This window comes from Pseudomonas sp. PDM05 (genome assembly GCF_014851685.1).
In the GTDB taxonomy this organism is placed as follows: domain Bacteria; phylum Pseudomonadota; class Gammaproteobacteria; order Pseudomonadales; family Pseudomonadaceae; genus Aquipseudomonas.
In genome coordinates, this window is record NZ_JACVAC010000006.1 from 1 (window position 1) to 18,662 (window position 18,662).

At 59.8% G+C, this 18,662-nt stretch carries 19 protein-coding genes; 5 read left to right on the forward strand and 14 right to left on the reverse strand.

Features of this window, described 5'->3' with window-relative positions; genetic code table 11:
• Nucleotides 1-203: 203 nt before the first annotated feature.
• The 9 genes from msrQ to mrcB form a co-directional block, all read right to left on the reverse strand.
• Entirely contained in the window at nt 204-824 is a 621-nt protein-coding gene (gene msrQ, locus IB241_RS13610; RefSeq protein WP_192298889.1) for a protein-methionine-sulfoxide reductase heme-binding subunit MsrQ, read from the reverse strand.
• Nucleotides 824-1,837 (reverse strand): protein-methionine-sulfoxide reductase catalytic subunit MsrP, encoded by a 1,014-nt coding sequence (msrP, locus tag IB241_RS13615; protein WP_192298890.1) that lies wholly within the window; start codon nt 1,835-1,837, stop codon nt 824-826. The genes msrQ and msrP overlap by 1 nt, the downstream gene beginning before the upstream one ends.
• A gap of 63 nt (nt 1,838-1,900) precedes the next feature.
• The gene (gene pssA / locus IB241_RS13620; protein ID WP_017734128.1) at nt 1,901-2,758 is read right to left on the reverse strand and encodes a CDP-diacylglycerol--serine O-phosphatidyltransferase; all 858 of its coding nucleotides are present in this window, start codon (nt 2,756-2,758) and stop codon (nt 1,901-1,903) included.
• A 144-nt stretch (nt 2,759-2,902) separates the two neighbouring features.
• Nucleotides 2,903-3,919, reverse strand: coding sequence for a ketol-acid reductoisomerase (gene ilvC, locus IB241_RS13625; RefSeq protein ID WP_003194132.1), 1,017 nt, complete (start codon nt 3,917-3,919; stop codon nt 2,903-2,905).
• A 47-nt stretch (nt 3,920-3,966) separates the two neighbouring features.
• On the reverse strand, nt 3,967-4,458 hold the full coding sequence (gene ilvN, locus IB241_RS13630; RefSeq protein ID WP_003176102.1) for an acetolactate synthase small subunit: 492 nt from the start codon (nt 4,456-4,458) through the stop codon (nt 3,967-3,969).
• Nucleotides 4,459-4,460: 2 nt separating this feature from the next.
• Nucleotides 4,461-6,185, reverse strand: a complete 1,725-nt coding sequence (locus IB241_RS13635) for an acetolactate synthase 3 large subunit (protein ID WP_192298891.1) — start codon at nt 6,183-6,185, stop codon at nt 4,461-4,463.
• 431 nt (nt 6,186-6,616) lie between these two features.
• Nucleotides 6,617-6,946: a YqcC family protein gene (locus tag IB241_RS13640; protein ID WP_192298892.1), complete on the reverse strand. Its 330-nt coding sequence runs from the start codon at nt 6,944-6,946 to the stop codon at nt 6,617-6,619.
• The gene (locus tag IB241_RS13645; RefSeq protein WP_192298893.1) at nt 6,946-7,680 is read right to left on the reverse strand and encodes a tetratricopeptide repeat protein; all 735 of its coding nucleotides are present in this window, start codon (nt 7,678-7,680) and stop codon (nt 6,946-6,948) included. Before IB241_RS13645 ends, IB241_RS13640 begins: the two co-directional genes overlap by 1 nt.
• A 16-nt stretch (nt 7,681-7,696) precedes the next feature.
• Complete coding sequence (gene mrcB / locus IB241_RS13650; RefSeq protein ID WP_192298894.1) at nt 7,697-10,021, reverse strand: penicillin-binding protein 1B; 2,325 nt, start codon at nt 10,019-10,021, stop codon at nt 7,697-7,699.
• Between the two features lie 118 nt (nt 10,022-10,139).
• Here mrcB and IB241_RS13655 point away from each other — a divergent pair, with 118 nt between their 5' ends.
• The 3 genes from IB241_RS13655 to IB241_RS13665 all read left to right on the forward strand — a co-directional run bounded on the left by IB241_RS13655 (nt 10,140) and on the right by IB241_RS13665 (nt 12,610).
• Nucleotides 10,140-11,696 (forward strand): bifunctional aminoglycoside phosphotransferase/ATP-binding protein, encoded by a 1,557-nt coding sequence (locus IB241_RS13655; protein WP_192298895.1) that lies wholly within the window; start codon nt 10,140-10,142, stop codon nt 11,694-11,696.
• Between the two features lie 93 nt (nt 11,697-11,789).
• Complete coding sequence (locus tag IB241_RS13660) at nt 11,790-12,134, forward strand: pentapeptide repeat-containing protein (RefSeq protein ID WP_192298896.1); 345 nt, start codon at nt 11,790-11,792, stop codon at nt 12,132-12,134.
• Nucleotides 12,135-12,337: 203 nt separating this feature from the next.
• Nucleotides 12,338-12,610: a TfoX/Sxy family protein gene (locus IB241_RS13665; RefSeq protein ID WP_010562703.1), complete on the forward strand. Its 273-nt coding sequence runs from the start codon at nt 12,338-12,340 to the stop codon at nt 12,608-12,610.
• 244 nt (nt 12,611-12,854) lie between these two features.
• On the opposite strand, the gene IB241_RS13670 is transcribed toward IB241_RS13665, so the two are convergent.
• Genes IB241_RS13670 through IB241_RS13680 form a run of 3 tightly spaced genes read right to left on the reverse strand, consistent with a single transcriptional unit; the run spans nt 12,855 to nt 15,534 of the window.
• A complete protein-coding gene (locus tag IB241_RS13670) occupies nt 12,855-13,622 on the reverse strand; it encodes a heme ABC transporter ATP-binding protein (protein ID WP_192298897.1) in 768 nt (255 codons plus the stop codon).
• The gene (locus tag IB241_RS13675; RefSeq protein WP_192299107.1) at nt 13,622-14,605 is read right to left on the reverse strand and encodes a FecCD family ABC transporter permease; all 984 of its coding nucleotides are present in this window, start codon (nt 14,603-14,605) and stop codon (nt 13,622-13,624) included. Before IB241_RS13675 ends, IB241_RS13670 begins: the two co-directional genes overlap by 1 nt.
• A 50-nt stretch (nt 14,606-14,655) precedes the next feature.
• Complete coding sequence (locus IB241_RS13680) at nt 14,656-15,534, reverse strand: heme/hemin ABC transporter substrate-binding protein (RefSeq protein WP_192298898.1); 879 nt, start codon at nt 15,532-15,534, stop codon at nt 14,656-14,658.
• Nucleotides 15,535-15,689: 155 nt separating this feature from the next.
• On the opposite strand from IB241_RS13680, the gene IB241_RS13685 reads away from it, so the two are divergent.
• Entirely contained in the window at nt 15,690-16,007 is a 318-nt protein-coding gene (locus tag IB241_RS13685; protein ID WP_192298899.1) for a Rieske (2Fe-2S) protein, read from the forward strand.
• On the opposite strand, the gene sfsA is transcribed toward IB241_RS13685, so the two are convergent.
• Entirely contained in the window at nt 16,004-16,714 is a 711-nt protein-coding gene (sfsA, locus tag IB241_RS13690; protein WP_192298900.1) for a DNA/RNA nuclease SfsA, read from the reverse strand. The genes IB241_RS13685 and sfsA overlap by 4 nt on opposite strands.
• Nucleotides 16,714-17,886, reverse strand: coding sequence for a pyridoxal phosphate-dependent aminotransferase (locus IB241_RS13695; protein WP_192298901.1), 1,173 nt, complete (start codon nt 17,884-17,886; stop codon nt 16,714-16,716). Before IB241_RS13695 ends, sfsA begins: the two co-directional genes overlap by 1 nt.
• A gap of 318 nt (nt 17,887-18,204) precedes the next feature.
• Here IB241_RS13695 and dksA point away from each other — a divergent pair, with 318 nt between their 5' ends.
• Nucleotides 18,205-18,648, forward strand: a complete 444-nt coding sequence (gene dksA / locus IB241_RS13700; protein WP_192298902.1) for an RNA polymerase-binding protein DksA — start codon at nt 18,205-18,207, stop codon at nt 18,646-18,648.
• The last annotated feature ends 14 nt before the right edge of the window (nt 18,649-18,662 follow it).

Genomic DNA, 18,662 nt, shown 5'->3' on the forward strand with positions numbered 1-18,662 from the left:
ATCTCTCGTTAGCGGGAGGCGAATTCTACAGCGTTACACGCTGCTGTCAACACCTCTTTTTCAACTTCCTCAGCGCTTCGATGAACTGAAGCAACCTGCTGCCGAAAACTGCGTAACTCATTGTTTACCAAAGAGTTTTCCGTTTCGACTGCGCCGGAAGTGGGGCGAATTATAGACAGTTACAATTTGCCGTCAACCTTTAATTACGCTTTTGTTGCAGAAGGTGCCTTTTTGGCAATAAGACGAGGGATTCGGCGCATCACCGGTGGTATCCGCAGGGCCAAAAGCAATACACCTATAGATGCATAGACCGCCCACTCCTTGAGATCAGCCCGCACTATCCACAACATATGCAGCAAGCCGAGCCCAAGAATCACGTAAACCAGGCGATGCAATTTCTTCCACCGACTCCCCAAACGTCGCTGGCTATAGCGATTTGAAGTCACCGCCAACACCAAAAGCGACAAGAAGCCCAGCGCCCCTACAATAATGTAAGGCCGCTTGCGCAACTCCACCCCCAACTGCGACCAGTCGAGCCCAAGGACAAACACGCAATAAGCCGCCAGATGCAGCACTACGTAAGCAAAGCACCACAATCCCAACTGCCGGCGTACAGCTATCCACCCCGCCCAGCCGCTGAGCTTCTGCAACGGCGTCATTCCAAGAGTGATCAGCAAAAGGACCAACGTCCCCAGGCCCAGCCGATCCACCAGCACTTTGCCCGGATCAGGCCCGAGAACAGAGCTCCACGCCTCGTATAGCCAGAATAGCGGCCACACGGCCACCGCGATAAAAACGCCGAGGCGCCAGATGGGGTAGCGCATCAGTAGTTCTTCCGCAGATCAAGGCCGGCATACAGGGAGGCAACCTCATCCGAGTAGCCATTGAACATCTGTGTCTCACGCACATTGGGACTGAACAGGCCGCTCGGCAGGCGACGCTCCCGCGCCTGGGTCCACCGCGGATGATCAACCGTGGGGTTCACGTTCGCGTAGAACCCATACTCATCCGCCGCAATACTCTGCCAGGTGGTTTTCGGCTGTTCGCTCACCAGGCTGATGCGCACAATGGACTTCACGCTTTTGAAGCCGTACTTCCAAGGCACCACCAAGCGCAGCGGCGCACCGTTCTGGTTGGGCAGTTCACGCCCGTACATGCCAACGGCAAGAATCGCCAAAGGGTTCATCGCTTCATCCAGACGCAACCCTTCTATATATGGCCAGTCGATCAAACCAAAACTCGAACGCTGGCCCGGCATGCTCTTGGGGTCCTGAAGCGTTTCAAATCGAATGTACTTGGCCTTGGAGGTCGGTTCGACTTGCTTGAGCAACGCCGAGATAGGGAAGCCGATCCAGGGGATGACCATCGACCACGCCTCGACACACCGTAAACGGTAGATCCGCTCCTCCAACTGATAAGGCTTCATAAAATCTTCCAGGGCATAACGCCCTGGCTTTGCAACCTCACCATCAATCACAACACTCCAGGGCTCGGTCTTGAGCGAACCCGCATTCGTTGCCGGATCGCCCTTGCCGGTGCCGAACTCATAGAAGTTGTTGTAGTGAGTCGCATCCTTGAAGGGGGTGATCGCTTCATCCTTCACCGTCACAGCCTGCCATTGAGTGCCAGGCAGTTTCTCGGCAAACCAATTCGGTGCGTTGCCCGGCTCAACATCGGCGTAACGGGAAGCATCAGCCGCACTGGCCCAGCGCGGCAAGCTGCTGGCAGCGATACCGGCGAGCGCACCACCGAGCAAGCTGCGGCGAGAGAAATAAAGAGATTCAGGGGTGACATCCGACTCGTGGCAATCGGACGCTTTTGGCAATTTGATTAACATGGCAACTCCGCAGCATTGGAGAACTGATGCACCAATAGACTGCGGAGTATGGGGGAAATTACATTAAGGCAATGTTTTGTCCCGACGCAGATGCAGCAAGTACTGAACCGGGCCCGACGCGGCATAGACCAGGAACGCCAGCAGCAGGATCCGCGGAGGATCACTGAAGACCACTGCAAACACCAGCACAACGGCCAGGATTGCCACAAAAGGCACGCGCCCCTTGAGATCCAGTTCCTTGAAGCTGTTGTACTTGATGTTGCTGACCATCAGCATGCCAGCGGCCGCAACCATCAAGGCCACCAGGAACGACATCTTCGAACCCTGGATACCGTAGTCACTGAATGCCCAGACGATACCCGCCACCACACCTGCTGCAGCCGGGCTGGCCAGACCAATGAAGTAACGCTTGTCAGCGGTCCCAACCTGGGTATTGAAACGCGCCAGGCGCAATGCAGCCCCGGCGACATAGATAAAGGCGACCATCCAGCCGACCTTGCCCATATCACCCAGCGCCCAGGCAAACGCCAGCAACGCAGGCGCAACACCAAAGGCAACCATGTCCGACAGCGAGTCATACTCGGCACCGAAGGCACTTTGGGTATTGGTCATGCGCGCCACACGCCCATCAAGGCCGTCGAGCACCATGGCAACAAAGATTGCGATGGCAGCAAAACCGAAGTATTTGCTGGCACTCACCGCATCACCCGCTGCCAGCGCACTTTGGGCGCTCATGGAGTTGATGATGGAATAGAACCCGGCAAACAGGTTCGCCGTAGTGAACAGATTGGGCAGCAGATAGATGCCACGATGCCGGACCTTGCGGCCCTCCGCGTCATGCCCTTCTTCGACATGCTCATCGATCGGTAGCAGGCTTTCGGCGTCAGGAGCCTGGTTTGGCTCTTCGGGACGTTCGCTCATGGACTTTACCTTGCAACGGTGTGAAAAAATTCGACAGATACTTGCGGCGAGTGTTCGCCCGCAAACGATGCAGCTTTATACCAGAACCTGCCCCCCAAACGAAAAAACGCGGCCTAAGCCGCGTTTTCCCTTGATCCGTACGACTTAGTTTTTGGCTTTGTCGACGATCTTGTTGGCACCGATCCACGGCATCATGGAGCGCAGTTGCTCGCCGATGACTTCGATACCGTGAGCGGCGTTGTTACGACGCTTGGCGGTCATCGAAGGGTAGCCGGTAGCGCCTTCGCTGATGAACATTTTGGCGTATTCGCCGTCCTGAATACGTTTCAGGGCGTTGCGCATAGCCTGACGGGACTCGGCGTTGATCACTTCCGGGCCAGTGACGTATTCGCCGTATTCGGCGTTGTTGGAGATCGAGTAGTTCATGTTGGCGATACCGCCTTCGTACATGAGGTCAACGATCAGCTTCAGTTCGTGCAAGCACTCGAAGTAGGCCATTTCTGGCGCGTAACCAGCTTCAACCAGAGTTTCGAAGCCAGCTTTCACCAGCTCAACGGTACCGCCGCACAGAACGGCTTGCTCGCCGAACAGGTCGGTTTCAGTCTCGTCCTTGAAGGTGGTTTCGATGATGCCAGTACGACCACCACCCACGCCTGCTGCGTAGGACAGCGCAACGTTTTTGGCGTTGCCCGATGCGTCTTGGTAGATCGCGATCAGGTCAGGGATACCGCCGCCTTTGACGAACTCGGAACGCACGGTGTGACCCGGTGCTTTCGGCGCGATCATGATCACGTCGAGGTCAGCACGCGGCACAACCTGGTTGTAGTGAATCGCGAAGCCGTGGGAGAAGGCCAGGGTGGCGCCCTTCTTGATGTTCGGCTCGATTTCGTTCTTGTACAGCGAGGACTGGAACTCGTCCGGGGTCAGGATCATGACCAGGTCGGCAGCAGCAACAGCGGAAGCAACGTCAGTCACTTTCAGGCCATGGGCTTCTGCCTTGGCAACAGTGGCCGAGCCTTTGCGCAGGCCAACAGTCACGTCAACGCCGGAATCTTTCAGGTTGCAAGCTTGCGCGTGACCCTGGGAGCCGTAGCCGATGATGGCGACTTTCTTGCCCTGGATGATCGACAGGTCACAATCTTTATCGTAATAAACTTTCATGAGGTTCCTCTATATATCCAGGCCGTAAGGCCATTCGCTAATTTGGTTTAGATGCTGAGTACTTTGTCGCCACGGGCAATGCCGGTGACACCACTGCGTACCGTTTCCAGAATCGAGGCCGTCCCGATCGACTGGATGAAGCTGTCCAGCTTGTCGCTTGTACCGGTCAGTTGAACGGTATAAACGCTGGCGCTCACATCGACGATCTGCCCGCGATAAATATCGGTAGTGCGCTTGATCTCGGCACGTTGGGCGCCCGTGGCCTTGACTTTAACCAGCATCAGCTCGCGCTCGATGTGGGCACTTTCCGACAGGTCGACCAGCTTGACCACTTCGATCAGCTTGTTGAGGTTCTTGGTGATCTGCTCGATCACCTCATCGTGGCCCACGGTGGTCAACGTCAGACGCGACAGGGTCGGGTCTTCGGTCGGGGCCACGGTCAGGCTTTCGATGTTGTAGTTACGCTGCGAAAACAGGCCGACAACACGAGACAGAGCGCCGGGTTCGTTCTCCAGAAGCAGGGAGATAATGTGCCGCATGATTAAGTACGCTCCGTCTTGTTCAGCCACATGTCGCGCATAGAGCCGTCTTTGATCTGCATCGGGTAGACGTGCTCGCTGGTATCCACCTTGATATCGATGAACACCAGGCGATCCTTCATGGCGAACGCTTCTTCCATCTTCGGCTTCAGATCTTTCAGATCGGTGATGCGAATGCCGACATGGCCATAGGCTTCAACCAGCTTGACGAAGTCCGGCAGCGATTCCATGTAGGAATGGGAGTGACGGCTGTTGTAGCTCATGTCCTGCCACTGGCGAACCATGCCCAGTACGCCGTTGTTCAAGCACACGATCTTCACTGGAAGACCGTATTGCAGGCACGTCGACAGTTCCTGGATGTTCATCTGGATACTGCCCTCGCCGGTTACGCACGCGACGTCGCTGTCCGGGAAGCTCAGTTTCACACCCATGGCCGCAGGGAAACCAAAGCCCATCGTGCCCAGGCCACCGGAGTTGATCCAGCGGTTTGGCTTGTCGAACTTGTAGTACTGCGCGGCGAACATCTGGTGCTGGCCCACGTCGGAGGTCACAAAGGCGTCGCCCTTGGTCACTTCGCACAGGGTCTCGATCACGGTCTGTGGCTTGATGATGCTGCCGTCACCCTTGTCGTAAGGGAACAGGCCGCGATCACCGCGCCATTCGTCGATCTGTTTCCACCAGCTGGCAACGGATTCCTTGTTCGGCGTTTCGCCGATGTCCTTGAGCGCAGCGACCATTTCGGTCAATACGCTTTCTACAGGACCCACGATCGGCACGTCGGCCTTGATGGTCTTGGAGATGGACGCCGGGTCGATGTCGATGTGGATGATCTTGGCATTCGGGCAGAATTTGCTCGCGCCGTTGATCACACGGTCATCGAAACGAGCGCCCACGGCCAGGATCACGTCGGCGTGGTGCATGGTCAGGTTGGCGGTGTAGCTGCCGTGCATGCCGAGCATGCCGACGAACTGACGGTCAGTACCCGGAAATGCGCCGAGACCCATCAGGGTATTGGTTACCGGCAGGTTGAGCAGCTTGGCCAGTTCGGTCAGCGGTGCAGAACCACCACCGAGAATCACGCCACCACCCGAGTACAGCACGGGACGCTTGGCCGCCAGGAGCATTTCTGCCGCCTTGCGGATTTGCCCCGAGTGCCCACGGACGGCCGGGCTGTAGGAGCGCAGCTTGGCTTTTTTCGGGAAGACGTATTCGAATTTTTCCGCCGGGTTGGTCATGTCTTTTGGAATGTCGACCACCACAGGGCCCGGGCGACCGGACTGTGCGAGGTAGAACGCCTTTTTCATGACTTCCGGGATTTCCGAGGCGTGCTTGATCATGAAGCTGTGTTTCACGATCGGCCGGGAAATACCGATCATGTCGGTTTCCTGGAATGCGTCAGTGCCGACCATGGTGCTTGGCACCTGACCGGAAATGATCACCATCGGAATGGAATCCATATAAGCAGTCGCGATGCCGGTAATGGCATTGGTTGCGCCTGGGCCGGACGTTACCAGTACCACGCCGGCCTTGCCGGTGGCACGGGCGTAACCGTCCGCCATATGGGTCGCGGCCTGTTCGTGGCGAACCAGGATGTGGTTGACAGCCGGTTCCTTGAACAGTGCGTCGTAGACATGCAGCAGAGCACCACCTGGGTACCCGTAGATATAGTCGACGCCTTCGTCACGCAAAAAGCGGACGAGCATCTCACCGCCAGATAAAAGCTCCACGTTGTTCACCTCTAAAACGCCAGAATACCGTCCGTTGAAAACCGACGGGTCTTAATAGGTTTACTTCTCAACAGAGCATGAGCGACGGTGGTCGCCGACTACGTCAGCACTGACTGAGCAAGTATTGGGATCGTCCCAAGTGTTGCGGGCTTTTCCCACCCAGCGCGAGGTAACGCGTTGCGGGTGTAACAGGTCGGCGCGGGTGTGCGCCTCATGATCTGCTGAGCGGGCCTGCTTCTGGCAGTCCCGATACAGCGGACTTTGGATTCTTCTGTTTCAGGCCGTTCAAGTCAAGCAATAATTGCGCTTTTTTCCAACTAAGCGCATGAGAACGTAGAAGAAAGGGCTTTGAGGAGGGATAAAACTCGCCTGAATGTCGTCAAGCGGTAGAAATGTGCGCAAGACTGCCGGAAAACCCGGCAGTCAGGCAATTAACGAGCGTCGACGATCAATTGGTCGAACTTTTTCAGCGCGTTACGCAATCCGAGGCTCTCACGCGGACGGTCGGCGTAGACCATTTCCGCCATCTCCAGGATCCCCGAGGCGTTGGGCAGCGGCAGGTCCTGTTCGAGGATCTGCTTCATGCGCACCAGGAAGATCCATTGCAGCCACTGGTGGAAGTCCAGGGTATCCACCGAAAACGGCTCGACACTGCTGAGCGCTTCAATGCCGGGGGACACCTCGTCCCACCAGCCCTGCACGCGCAATTCGCGCTCGATCAGCAATAATTGCTCGGCAATTGCGGGAAACCGTGCATCCATCAGTACGTGACCTTGCCTTTCTGCCGCGCCTGAGCAGCACCGGCGGCATCACCCTGGGCGGCGCGCGCGTCGCCGATCAGGGCCCACAGGTTGGCTTGCAGGTCGGGGCGACCATTGGCCAGCGTCAGGCCACGACGGGCGAACTGCTCGGCTTGTGGCGCATCACCCTGGGCCATGCGCACCTGGGCCAGGCGATACAACACTTGCGGCTCACGAGGTGCCACACGCTGGGCGCGCTCAAGACTCGACGATGCGCCGTTCAAATCGCCACCGGCCTGCTGTTGCTGGGCAGTGGTCAACAACGCCAGCACCGGGCCGTCCAGTTGCTCGTCAGCCGACAGGCCGCCGGAATTGGACGACGACGGAATGCCGCTCGGCGTCGACGGCATATTGTAGGTGCCCTGGTTGATCGGCGCCGACTGGATCGGCGTGGAATCGATCGGGCCGGAAGTGCTTGGCCCCGGCGTCCACGGCTCGGCACTGATGGGCGCCGATGTCGCGGCGCCAGCACCCGGCACCATCACCACCACGCCCGAATCCTGCGGCACAGCCTGCGGCCGGGCCTGGGCGGGACGGTTGGTCACGGTCTGGCGGAAACCGCCATTGGCCGAGATACGGTCGCTGTTGGAGACAGCGGTGCTCGAATCCACCACGGGGATGGAGCCGCGCTGCACGCTGGAGCAACCACCGAGCAAAGCCAGAGTTGTAATAGCTGGAAACAACCACTTGTTCACGTGAAACCCTCTTCGCTTAATTCATCCAGCCCTTGACCCAATCCATCACCGACTCCGCGTCAGCAGGCAAACTGCCACCGCACGCGGCGCCGGGTGGTGGCTCGCTGCCGCGAATATACGGCATCTGTACCGCACCCGGACAGTTGGCGTCAGAGCCCTGCCCCGTGTGCGGATCAATCCAGGCCTGCACGATGTTGTCCGGCTGCGGCATGTTCAACGGCAGCGGGTCGGCCTTGCGCATGAAACTGGTCCAGACCTGCAACGCACCTGTCGCGCCGGTGAACGGAGTCTTGCCGTTGTCATCACGGCCCATCCACACCACCGCCAGCACATCCTGGCCGAAACCGGCGAACCAGCTGTCACGCGAGTCGTTACTGGTGCCGGTCTTGCCCGCCAGCGTCAGGTTCGACGGCAGCACCTTATAGACCGAGGCGCCCGTACCTTCACGCATCACGCGCTGCATGGCGTTCTGGATCAGGTAGATGGAGCCTGCATCGAAACGCTGCTGTATCTGGAACGGATAACGCTTGAGCGGCTCGCCTTCGGCAGTCAGCACGCTTCGAATCCCACGCATCGGCGTATTGAAACCGCCGTTGGCCAGGGTCTGGTACATCGTCGCGACTTCCATCGGCGTCATCGCACCGGCACCCAACAGGATCGACGGGAAGGCCGGGAACTCACGGGTAATGCCCAGGCGTGCGAGGGTTTTCAACACGTTCGGCACGCCCACTTCAAGCCCAAGGCGTGAAGTGGAGATGTTGTAGGAGTGCGCCAGGCCCTGGTACAGGAAAACCGTGCCGTGGGAACGGCGGTCGAAGTTCTGCGGCGTCCACACCTGGCCATCCCCGCCTTTGACCGACAGCGGATCATCCGACAACCAACTGGTCAGTGTGTATTTGCTCGGTTTCTCCAGCGCGGTCAGGTAAACCGCCGGCTTGACCAGCGAGCCGATCGGTCGCACCGCATCCAGCGCGCGGTTGAACCCGGCAAAGCTAGCCAGGCGACTGCCAACCAGGGCCTGGACCTCGCCGGTCTCCGGGTTGGTCACGACCATGGCCGCTTCGACTTCGTCGGCGCCTTTGCGGCCGGTCATGCGCTTGAAGGTGTCATTTACCGACGCCTCGGCCTTCATCTGCAGGATCGGGTCGAAACTGGTGAAGATACGCAGGCCCTCTTCGGTCAAGTCTTCGTCGCGATAGTCTTCACGCAACTGGCGCTTGACCAGGTCGATAAAGCCCGGGAACGAACTGTCAGCCAACTTGCCGCGCGTGGTCACGCCCAGCGGCATCTTCTTCGCCGCAGCCACTTGTTCTGCAGTGGCAACGCCCTGCTGCTCAAGCACATCAAGCACCAGGTTACGACGCTCCAGCGCACGCTCCGGGTTGCGACGCGGGTTGTAGTAGGACGGGCCCTTGACCATCCCCACCAGCAAAGCGACCTGATGCAGCTTCAGCTCGGACAGCGGCTGGCCAAAGAAGAACTGGCTGGCCAGACCGAAACCATGCACCGCGCGCTGACCATCCTGGCCGACGAACACCTCATTGAGGTACGCCTCGAGGATTTCCTGCTTGCTGTAATGCACCTCCAGCAGCATCGCCATCATGGCTTCGGTGAGCTTACGGGTCAGGCTGCGCTCGTTGGTCAGGTAGAAGTTCTTCACCAACTGTTGCGTCAGCGTACTGCCGCCCTGGGTCATCTTGCCGCCGGAGGTGTTCACCCAGATGGCACGGGCAATCGACTTCGGCGAGACGCCCCAGTGGCTGTAGAAATCGCGGTCTTCTACGGCGACCAGGGTTTCGAGCAGGTACGGCGGCACCTGATCGAGCTTGATCAGGATGCGATCTTCAAGGTTCTTCGGATAAATCCCGCCGATCATCAGCGGTTCCAGACGCACTACCGGCAGCTTCGAACCGTTGAGGGACGACAGCTCGGCCACATAGTCGCCGGAGAAACGCACGCGCACCGGCTGGGCTTTTTCCAGGCCTTCATAGAACTGGAAGCCGCGGGTGTTCAGGTCGACGGTATTGCCGCTGACGGCAGCGGCGCCCGGGCCGTTGCTCACGGGCTCACGGCGATAGCCCAAGGCATCAAGCTCGGTGAGGAAGTCATCCTTGCTCAGCTTCTGGCCATTGAACAATTCCAATGGCCGCGCATACACCTTGGCCGGGATGGTCCAGCGCTTGCCGGAGAACTTCTCCTGCACCACGGCATCGAGATACACCGCGAAGCCGGCGAGGACCACAAGGCCCACCAGGCTGAGCTTGAGCGCCCAGCCCAGCCAAGGGCGCAGGCCACGGGAAGGAGGTTTTTTACGGGAACGGGGAGATCGGGTTCGAGTCATGGCGGCGGATTATACGCACTTTATTGATGATCAACATGAGCCGGACAGCGGTTTGCACGGCAGACATCAGCAGCCATAATGCCCGCCATGATTTCCCCCAGTCTTTGAAGGATCGCCCGTGAGCCAGTCCCTGATCGCAGCCCTGCAAAACCCGGCTTTGTACCCTCATCCGGTTGAAGAATTCCAAGTGATCGAGACCCACATTTCCTGGGTCATACTCACTGGGCCCTACGCTTATAAACTGAAGAAACCGATGAACTTCGGCTTTCTGGACTTCACGGCCCTGGATGATCGCGGCCATTTCTGCCGGGAAGAGCTGCGCCTCAACGGGCGCCTGACCAAGGATTTGTATCTTGAGGTGCTGCCGATCACTGGCACCGCCGAAGCCCCACAACTGGGCGGTGAAGGCCCGGTCATCGAGTACGCGCTGAAAATGCGCCAGTTCCCGCAAAGCCAACTGCTCAGCACCTTGCAAGCCAACGGCGAACTGACCAGCGCGCACATCGATGAGATGGCCAAACAGATCGCACAGTTCCACCTGACGGCACCGAAAGTTGCGCAAGACCACCCAGCCGGCACTCCGGACGAGGTGATGGCACCGGTGCGCCAGAACTTCGACCAGATCCGTCCCTTCCTCAGCGACAAGGCCGACCTGATTCAACTCGACGCGCTGCAAGCCTGGGCCGAAAGCAGCTTCGAACGCCTCAAGCCACTGTTCATCCAGCGCAAGCAGGACGGCTTCACCCGTGAATGCCACGGCGACATCCACCTGGGCAACGCCACCTTGATCGACGGCCAGGTGGTGATCTTCGACTGCATCGAGTTCAACGAGCCGTTCCGTTTCACCGACGTGTACGCGGATACCGGTTTCCTCGCGATGGACCTGGAAGACCGTGGCCTCAAATCCCTGGCACGGCGTTTTATCAGCCAATACCTGGAACTGACCGGCGACTACCAGGGCCTCGAAGTGCTGAACTTCTATAAAGCCTACCGTGCCCTGGTACGCGCCAAGATCGCGCTGTTCAGCATGCCGGGCGACGCCAGCCCGGTGCAACGCGCCAGCAGCCTGCGCCAGTACCGCAACTACGCCAACCTGGCGGAAAGCTACAGCACCATTCCTTCGCGGTTCCTGGCAATTACCCACGGCGTTTCCGCGGTGGGCAAAAGCCAGGTGTCCATGCGCCTGGTCGAGGCACTGGGTGCCGTGCGCCTGCGCTCGGATGTGGAACGCAAACGCCTGTTCGGCGAACAGCAGGTCGAGAACACGCCCAAGGCCGGTATCTATGCAGCCGACGCAAGCGCTGCCACCTACGCGCGCTTGAATGAAATCGCCGATATCGTGCTGCGCGCCGGTTTCCCGGTAGTGCTGGATGCCACGTTCCTCAAGCGCGCACAACGCGACGCCGCCGCCAAGGTTGCCGAAGCCACTGGCGCACCGTTCCTGATCCTGGACTGCAACGCACCACAAGCCGTTATCGAGAGCTGGTTGGCACAACGTCAGGCCGACAAAAACGATCCATCCGACGCAACACTGGCCGTTATCGAAGAGCAACAGGCCAACCGCGAACCACTGAGCGCCGAGGAACTGCTCCTGAGCAAACGCGTCGAAACCAATGAAAGCGGGACACTGGACGCTTTGGTCGCGCACATCCGTCAGCGCCTGCCTGGGCTGTAAGAAAAATTTCTTGGCCGTGTCACCGACTTTCGGCGCACGGCCAAGCAATAGTGGCACTATAATGGCGTCATAAAACTAACAGGAGTTGCCATCATGAGTCAGCCGAAGCTTCTTGATACACCGCTCTACTCGCTCCTGCATAAAGACGATATTCGCGGCTTCAACCTGGAGCGCCCAAAAGGCGGCACGATCGACATGCGCGGTGGCGACTTCCGAGGGCTGGATTTACGCGAACTGGAAGCCGCGGGCGTGGACTTCACCGACGCCTATTTCCGCTCGGCCGATTTGCGCGGCCTGGATCTGCGCGAGTGCTCGCTCGAAGGCGCCAGCCTGGCCCATGCACAGATCTCCGGTACTTACTTCCCGCCCGAACTGACCGCCGACGAGATCCTCATGTCGGTCAATTTCGGTACACGCCTGCGTTATCGCACCAAGTAATTCCCTGCCGCAAAGCCCCGGACACATTCAGTGCTCCGGGGTGCTCCATCCCTGCCCTGGAAAAAATCCCCGCACCATTCTTATAAGCTTTTAGGCCGTTTCAGGCCAAAGAACTACGCTTTTCCTACTGAGCGCTACACTCCTTTTCAGGCTTGCCTGGTCACGATACCCACCGCACCATTCGGCCGTCGCAAGGAGGCTTGATGAACGATGAGCTGCAACACCTGAAAAACCTCGGCAAGACGTCAGCACAATGGCTGCATGCGGTGGGCATCCACAGTGCGTCCGACCTGCGTCGCCTGGGCGCGGTCGACGCCTACCGAGCTGTACGGACTCGCGGGTTCCGCGCATCGAAAGTCTTGCTGTATGCAATTGAAGGGGCGTTGATGGATGTTCACTGGAACGACATTCCAGCCGAGCGCAAGGAAGCGTTGAACCGTCAATTGGATGCTATCTCGGCGCGCCAGAAGAATTAGCGCGACGGTCAGAGCCAGGGTTGACGGGGGTTACGAACGAGCGTTTGAGAAAAGCACGAATGCATGCAAAAACAAATGTTGACTCTCAAATGAGAATCGTTATGATTATCACAACTGGTCGCGAGATCAGCCGATAACTGAAAGACCCTTGGTTCGGACTCTCAGATTATCTCCTCATCAGGCTAATCACGGTTATTTGACCCGGCTCTTGCCGGGTCTTTTTTTGCCTGCGCAAAACTACGTTTCAGCGCGCAATGATCAGCGGATGCCCCCGTTCCGGATGCGGCTGTACCAACACATCCAAACCGAACACTGCCTTGAGCGGCTCCGGCTGCATCACCTGTACTGGCGTATCCAGGGCATGGGGACGCCCCGCCTCCAGCAGCAAGATCCGGTCACAGTAACGCGCCGCCAGATTCAGGTCGTGGAGAATCACCAGCACCGCCGCGCCGCGATCGGCGAAGGTGCGGATCGCCTGCAAGGTCGTATGTTGATGCAAGGGGTCGAGCATCGATGTCGGCTCATCCAGCAACAATGTCTGCCCAGCCTCCCCCGGCCACAACTGCGCCAAGACTCGCGCCAGGTGCACGCGTTGACGCTCGCCACCGGACAAGGCGAGATAACTGCGACCGCTCAAATGCCCGACATCCGCCGCCAGCAGGGCCGCCGCGATGATTTCATCATCGCGCATCCGCCCGGTCTGATGGGGCAAGCGGCCCATGCCCACGACTTCTTCGACGCGAAAGGCAAACTCCAGGGACGAAGACTGCGGCAACACCGCCAAACGTTGCGCGCGCTGCGAACCACTCCACTCGCTCAGCGGGCGCTGATCCAACCACACGCCGCCCTGATCCGGCGGCAACTCACCGCACAACGCACCGAGCAACGTGCTTTTGCCCGCGCCATTGGGGCCCAGCACACCGAGTACTTCACCCGGCAGCAGCTCCAGGGTGACATCCGCCAGCACGGTTTTGCGGCCGCGACGGATCTGCAGGTCTTCCACACGCAGCATCAGGCACGCCCCCGCAACAACAGGTAGAGAAAAAATGGCGCGCCGATAAACGCAGTCACAATACCGATGGGCAACTCCGCCGGCGCCAAAGCCAGCCTGGCCACCAAGTCGGCAAACAGCAATAAACTCGCCCCCGCCAGCACCGACGCCGGCAGCAACACCCGATGATCCGGCCCCGCCAGCAATCGCACCAGATGCGGCACCACCAAGCCGACAAACCCGATCATCCCCGCCGCCGCCACGGCTGCGCCAACGCCGAGGGCCGTACAGAACACCAACTCGCGCTTGAGCCGCTCAACATCAACCCCGAGATGGTTGGCCTCGGACTCGCCCAGCAGCAGCGCATTCAAGGCCTTGGCCCGACGCGGCAGCCACAACGCGACAGCGGCACTCACCAGCAGCAACGGCCACAGCCGCGAATAGCTGGCGCCATTGAGGCTGCCCAGGTTCCAGAAGGTCAGGGTGCGCAAGGTGGCGTCGTCCGCCAGATAAGTAAACAGCCCCACCGCCGAACCCGCGAGCGCCGTAAGAGCGATGCCGGCCAGCAGCATTGTCGCGACGTTCGTCTGCCCGTTGTGCCGCCCCAGCCGATACACCAGTGCGGTGACCCCCAAGCCACCGAGAAACGCACACAATGACAACAAATAAGGGCCGAACGCTTGCGGCAAACCGCCAAAAAAAGCGCCGCCGACAATCGCAATCGCCGCCCCCAACGCCGCGCCGCTCGACACCCCGACCAGCCCCGGGTCCGCCAGCGGATTGCGAAACAGGCCCTGCATCGCCACGCCCGACAACGCGAGCACCCCGCCCACCGCCAGCCCCAGCAACGTACGCGGCAAACGGATCTGCCCCAGGATCAGCTCCGCCTGCTCCAGCCCTTGGGCCTCGATAGGGGCGCCCATCAAGCGCAACGCCGCGCGGAGCGTATCCAACAACGGCAGGCTGACCGGCCCCAGGGCCAATGAGAGCCAAATCGCCAACACACACAACAGCGCCAGCCCGATAAACAGCGTCTTGGGTTTAACCAGAGTAGTCATGGGGCAGGCTTGCCCTGGGACGGATAAAACCCGGCGGACAATTGCTTGAGGCTTTGCGGCAAGCGCGGCCCAAGCCCACCGACCAAGAGCGTGGGGTCCAGCTCAAACACCCGTCCCCCTTTGGCCGCCGGGGTTGCAGCCAGGATCGGGTTCTCCCTGAACAGGGCCGCCCGCGCCGCATCACCGCTCAGGGCGCGATCAGAGAACACCAGCACATCAGGGCTCAAGCCAGCCAGCGACTCTACCGAAAACGGCTTGTAACCACTGTGGGTCGCCAGGTTGCGTCCACCGGCCTGCTGCAACACCCAGTCCGCCGCCGTATCCTTGCCGGCAATCAGCGGCTTGCCACCCGAATGGCCGAGCAACAGCAATACACCCGGGGCCTTTTGCGTGGCTTGGGCCTTGGTCAACCAGTTCTTCTGCTGATCCAGAGCCTGCTCATATCCGCTAAACAACTCATTGGCCTTGGCTTCATCACCCAGCAACTTGCCCAAGTGCTGGAGAGTGCCCTTCAGCGTCGGCAGATCCGGCTGGGCCGAGAACATCTCCACCTGCACGCCCGCGCTGCGGATCTGCGCCAGCACCGGCGGCGGCCCCATCTCCTCGGTGCCCACCAGAATCTGTGGACGCAGGCTCAGGATGCCCTCCGCCGACAGTTGTCGTTGATAACCAATACTCGGCAAGGCCTTGAGTGAGGCCGGATGCTGGCTTGTGGTGTCCACCCCCACCAGATTCGACTCGCCCCCCAGGGCCGTCACCCACTCCGAAAGCGCCCCACCGGCACTGACCCAGCGTTGTGGCCGTTCAGAGGCGTGTGCCCCGAGGTTGAACAGCAGTCCGACAACAAGCGCAATAGCGCTGGCACTCAAGCGCATAACAGGGTTTCCTTCCAAAGGCGGGCCTTACGGGCACTCATCGATGTGACAGATAATCCCTGCCGGGCATCGTACTGGGCGCCCAGTCAGCTGACGGGCGAAGCCTGCATTTGATAATTGTTTGCATTTGAACGTCAAGGCACTTAAGGATTGAAATGAAGTTTCTCTGCCCCTCCGACACCCTCGCCCCCGACAGCAGCCGCGGTTTTGAAATCGATGGCTGCAAACTGTTGGCGGTGCGCCGTGACGGCGTTGCCTACTTCTACATCAACCGCTGCCCTCATCGCGGCATCCCGCTGGAATGGCAGCCGGACCAGTTCCTTGACACCAGCGCCAGCCTGATCCAGTGCGCCACCCACGGTGCCTTGTTCCTGATCGAAAGTGGCGAGTGCATCTCCGGCCCGTGCGCAGGCCAAAGCCTCACCGCCCTGCCCGGCCGTGAAGACGCGCAGGGCTTGTGGGTGGAACTCTAGTCGAGCAGTACGTCCAGGCGACGCTCCAAGCATACTTCCTGCGGCGTGACCCGCACGCCATACGCCAACACTTGCACACCGGCAGCCTTGGCCTCACGCAATGCCGCCGCGTAAGCGGGATCGATTTCCACGGCCGGGCGCACCGCCTCAATCCCCGAGAGGTTGACGCAATACAACTGCACCGCCCGTACCCCTTCGCGGGCCAGGTGCGCCAACTCACGCAGATGCTTGGCTCCACGCTGCGTTACCGCGTCCGGGAACGCAGCGACCGCACTGTCATCGAAGCCCAGGGTGACACTTTTGACTTCCACATAAGCCACACCGTCGGGGTATTCCAGGCGAAAATCGATGCGGCTTTTCTCCTGGCCGTACGGCACTTCACGCTTGAGTGCGGTGAAGCCATTGAGCTCAGCGATCACCCCGGCGTGCAACGCCTCCTCGACCAACTGATTGGCGCGTGCCGTATTGACGCAGGCCAGGCGGCCCTGGGGTGTCTCGGCGATTTCCCAGGTGCCGGGCAGCTTGCGCTTGGGGTCATTGGAACGACTGAACCACACCTGCCCGCCTTCCACCATGCAGTTGAGCATCGAGCCAGTGTTCGGGCAGTGAATAGTCAGCAACTCGCCGCCAACGGTTTCGATATCGGTGAGAAAACGCTTGTAACGACGGATCAGCCGCGCTTGTTCGAGGGGAGGATTAAAACGCATCAGCCTTGCCAGCTCCGCAGCCCACGGGCGATCCGATCCACCGCCTCTTGTAGCCGCTCAAGGTTTTGCGTGTAGGCAAAACGCACATGATGGCTGGCCTGATGGCGACCGAAATCCAGCCCCGGCGTAAACGCCACATGTTCGGTTTCAAGGAAGTGTCGACAAAACGCGAAGGCATCACCACCGAACGCGCTGATATCGGCATACAAATAGAACGCCCCCTGCGGCTCAACCGCAATGCCAAAACCCAGTTCACGCAGGGCCGGCAGCAGGAAGTCGCGACGACGGCCGAATTCGGCGCGGCGCTCCTCGAGGATGCTCAGGGTGTCCGGGGTGAAACACGCAAGCGCGGCATGCTGGGCCATGCTGGGTGCGCTAATGTAGAGGTTCTGCGCGAGTTTCTCCAACTCCCCGACTGCAGCCGGTGGTGCTACCAGCCAACCCAGGCGCCAGCCGGTCATGCCGAAATACTTCGAAAAACTATTCAGGACGAAGGCGTCATCGTCCACTTCGAGCACGCTGGCGGCATCGGTGCCGTAGGTGAGGCCGTGGTAAATCTCGTCCACCACCAAGTGACCGTGACGCGCCTTGATTGCCGTCGACAAGCCAGCCAGTTCGTCGCGCGTGAGGATGGTGCCGGTCGGGTTGGCAGGGGAAGCGACAAGCGCGCCCACACTGTCCTGGTCCCAATGCCTGGCCACCAGCTCGGCGGTCAGTTGATAGCGCACGTCCGGGCCCACCGGCACCAACTGCGCCGCGCCCTCCACCAGCCGCAGGAAGTGGCGGTTGCACGGGTAGCCAGGGTCGGCCAGCAACCAGTGCTTGCCCGGATCCACCAACAAGCTGCTGGCCAACAACAATGCACCTGAGCCCCCAGGCGTGATCAGGATGCGCTCCGGGTCGATATTCAAGCCGTAACGTTGCTGGTAGAAACCGCTGATCGCTTCGCGCAACTCAGGTAGACCGCGGGCTGCGGTGTAACGGGTCTTGCCATTGGCCAGCGCCGCCTGGCCGGCACGGATAATCGGCTCGGCGGTGGTGAAGTCCGGCTCGCCGATTTCCAGATGGATCACGTCATGCCCGGCGGCCTGCAGCTCATTGGCACGTGCCAGTAACGCCATGACATGAAAAGGTTCGATGGCGCGACTGCGCGCACTGTAGGGCTGGACCATTAGCCTTCCTTAACGGTGAGGACAAAATCCGGATTCTACCGAACCCACGCGGTAAAACATGTTCTATTGCCTGCCCGGCTATCCGCGCAGGCCGGGCAAGCGTCTGCAAAACGACTAAAATCAAGATTCGAGACAGTGCATGCCCAGCTACGACGGGCCGCCGCAGTTTGCGACGCCTTCGCCACGGCCTCGACAACCGGGAGTGGCGCACCCCGAATCTATCTGGTAAGTTCGCCCGCTTGCAGCCGCAGGGCCGGCAGGTGTCGGTGATGTTGCAATCCTGCGCAATGGATTAGAAGAGTGAGAGGCGGTCTATTCATGTCCACCCAAGCAAAGCAACAGCAGACTCAAGGCCTCAGCGGCTTCGAACCCTATGTGGAAAAGAAGGGCGAAGAGTACATGGGCGAGCCCATGCGCGAGCACTTCACCAAGATCCTGAACAAGTGGAAACAGGACTTGATGCAGGAGGTCGACCGTACCGTTGACCACATGAAGGACGAAGCAGCCAACTTCCCCGACCCGGCAGACCGTGCCAGCCAGGAAGAAGAGTTCGCCCTCGAACTGCGCGCCCGTGATCGCGAGCGCAAGTTGATCAAGAAGATCGACAAGACACTGCAAATGATCAAAGACGAAGAATACGGCTGGTGCGAGTCCTGCGGCATCGAGATCGGTATTCGCCGCCTCGAGGCCCGTCCTACCGCAGACATGTGCGTGGACTGCAAGAACCTTGCGGAAATCAAGGAAAAGCAGGTCGGCAAGTAATCCTTCCGAGCTGA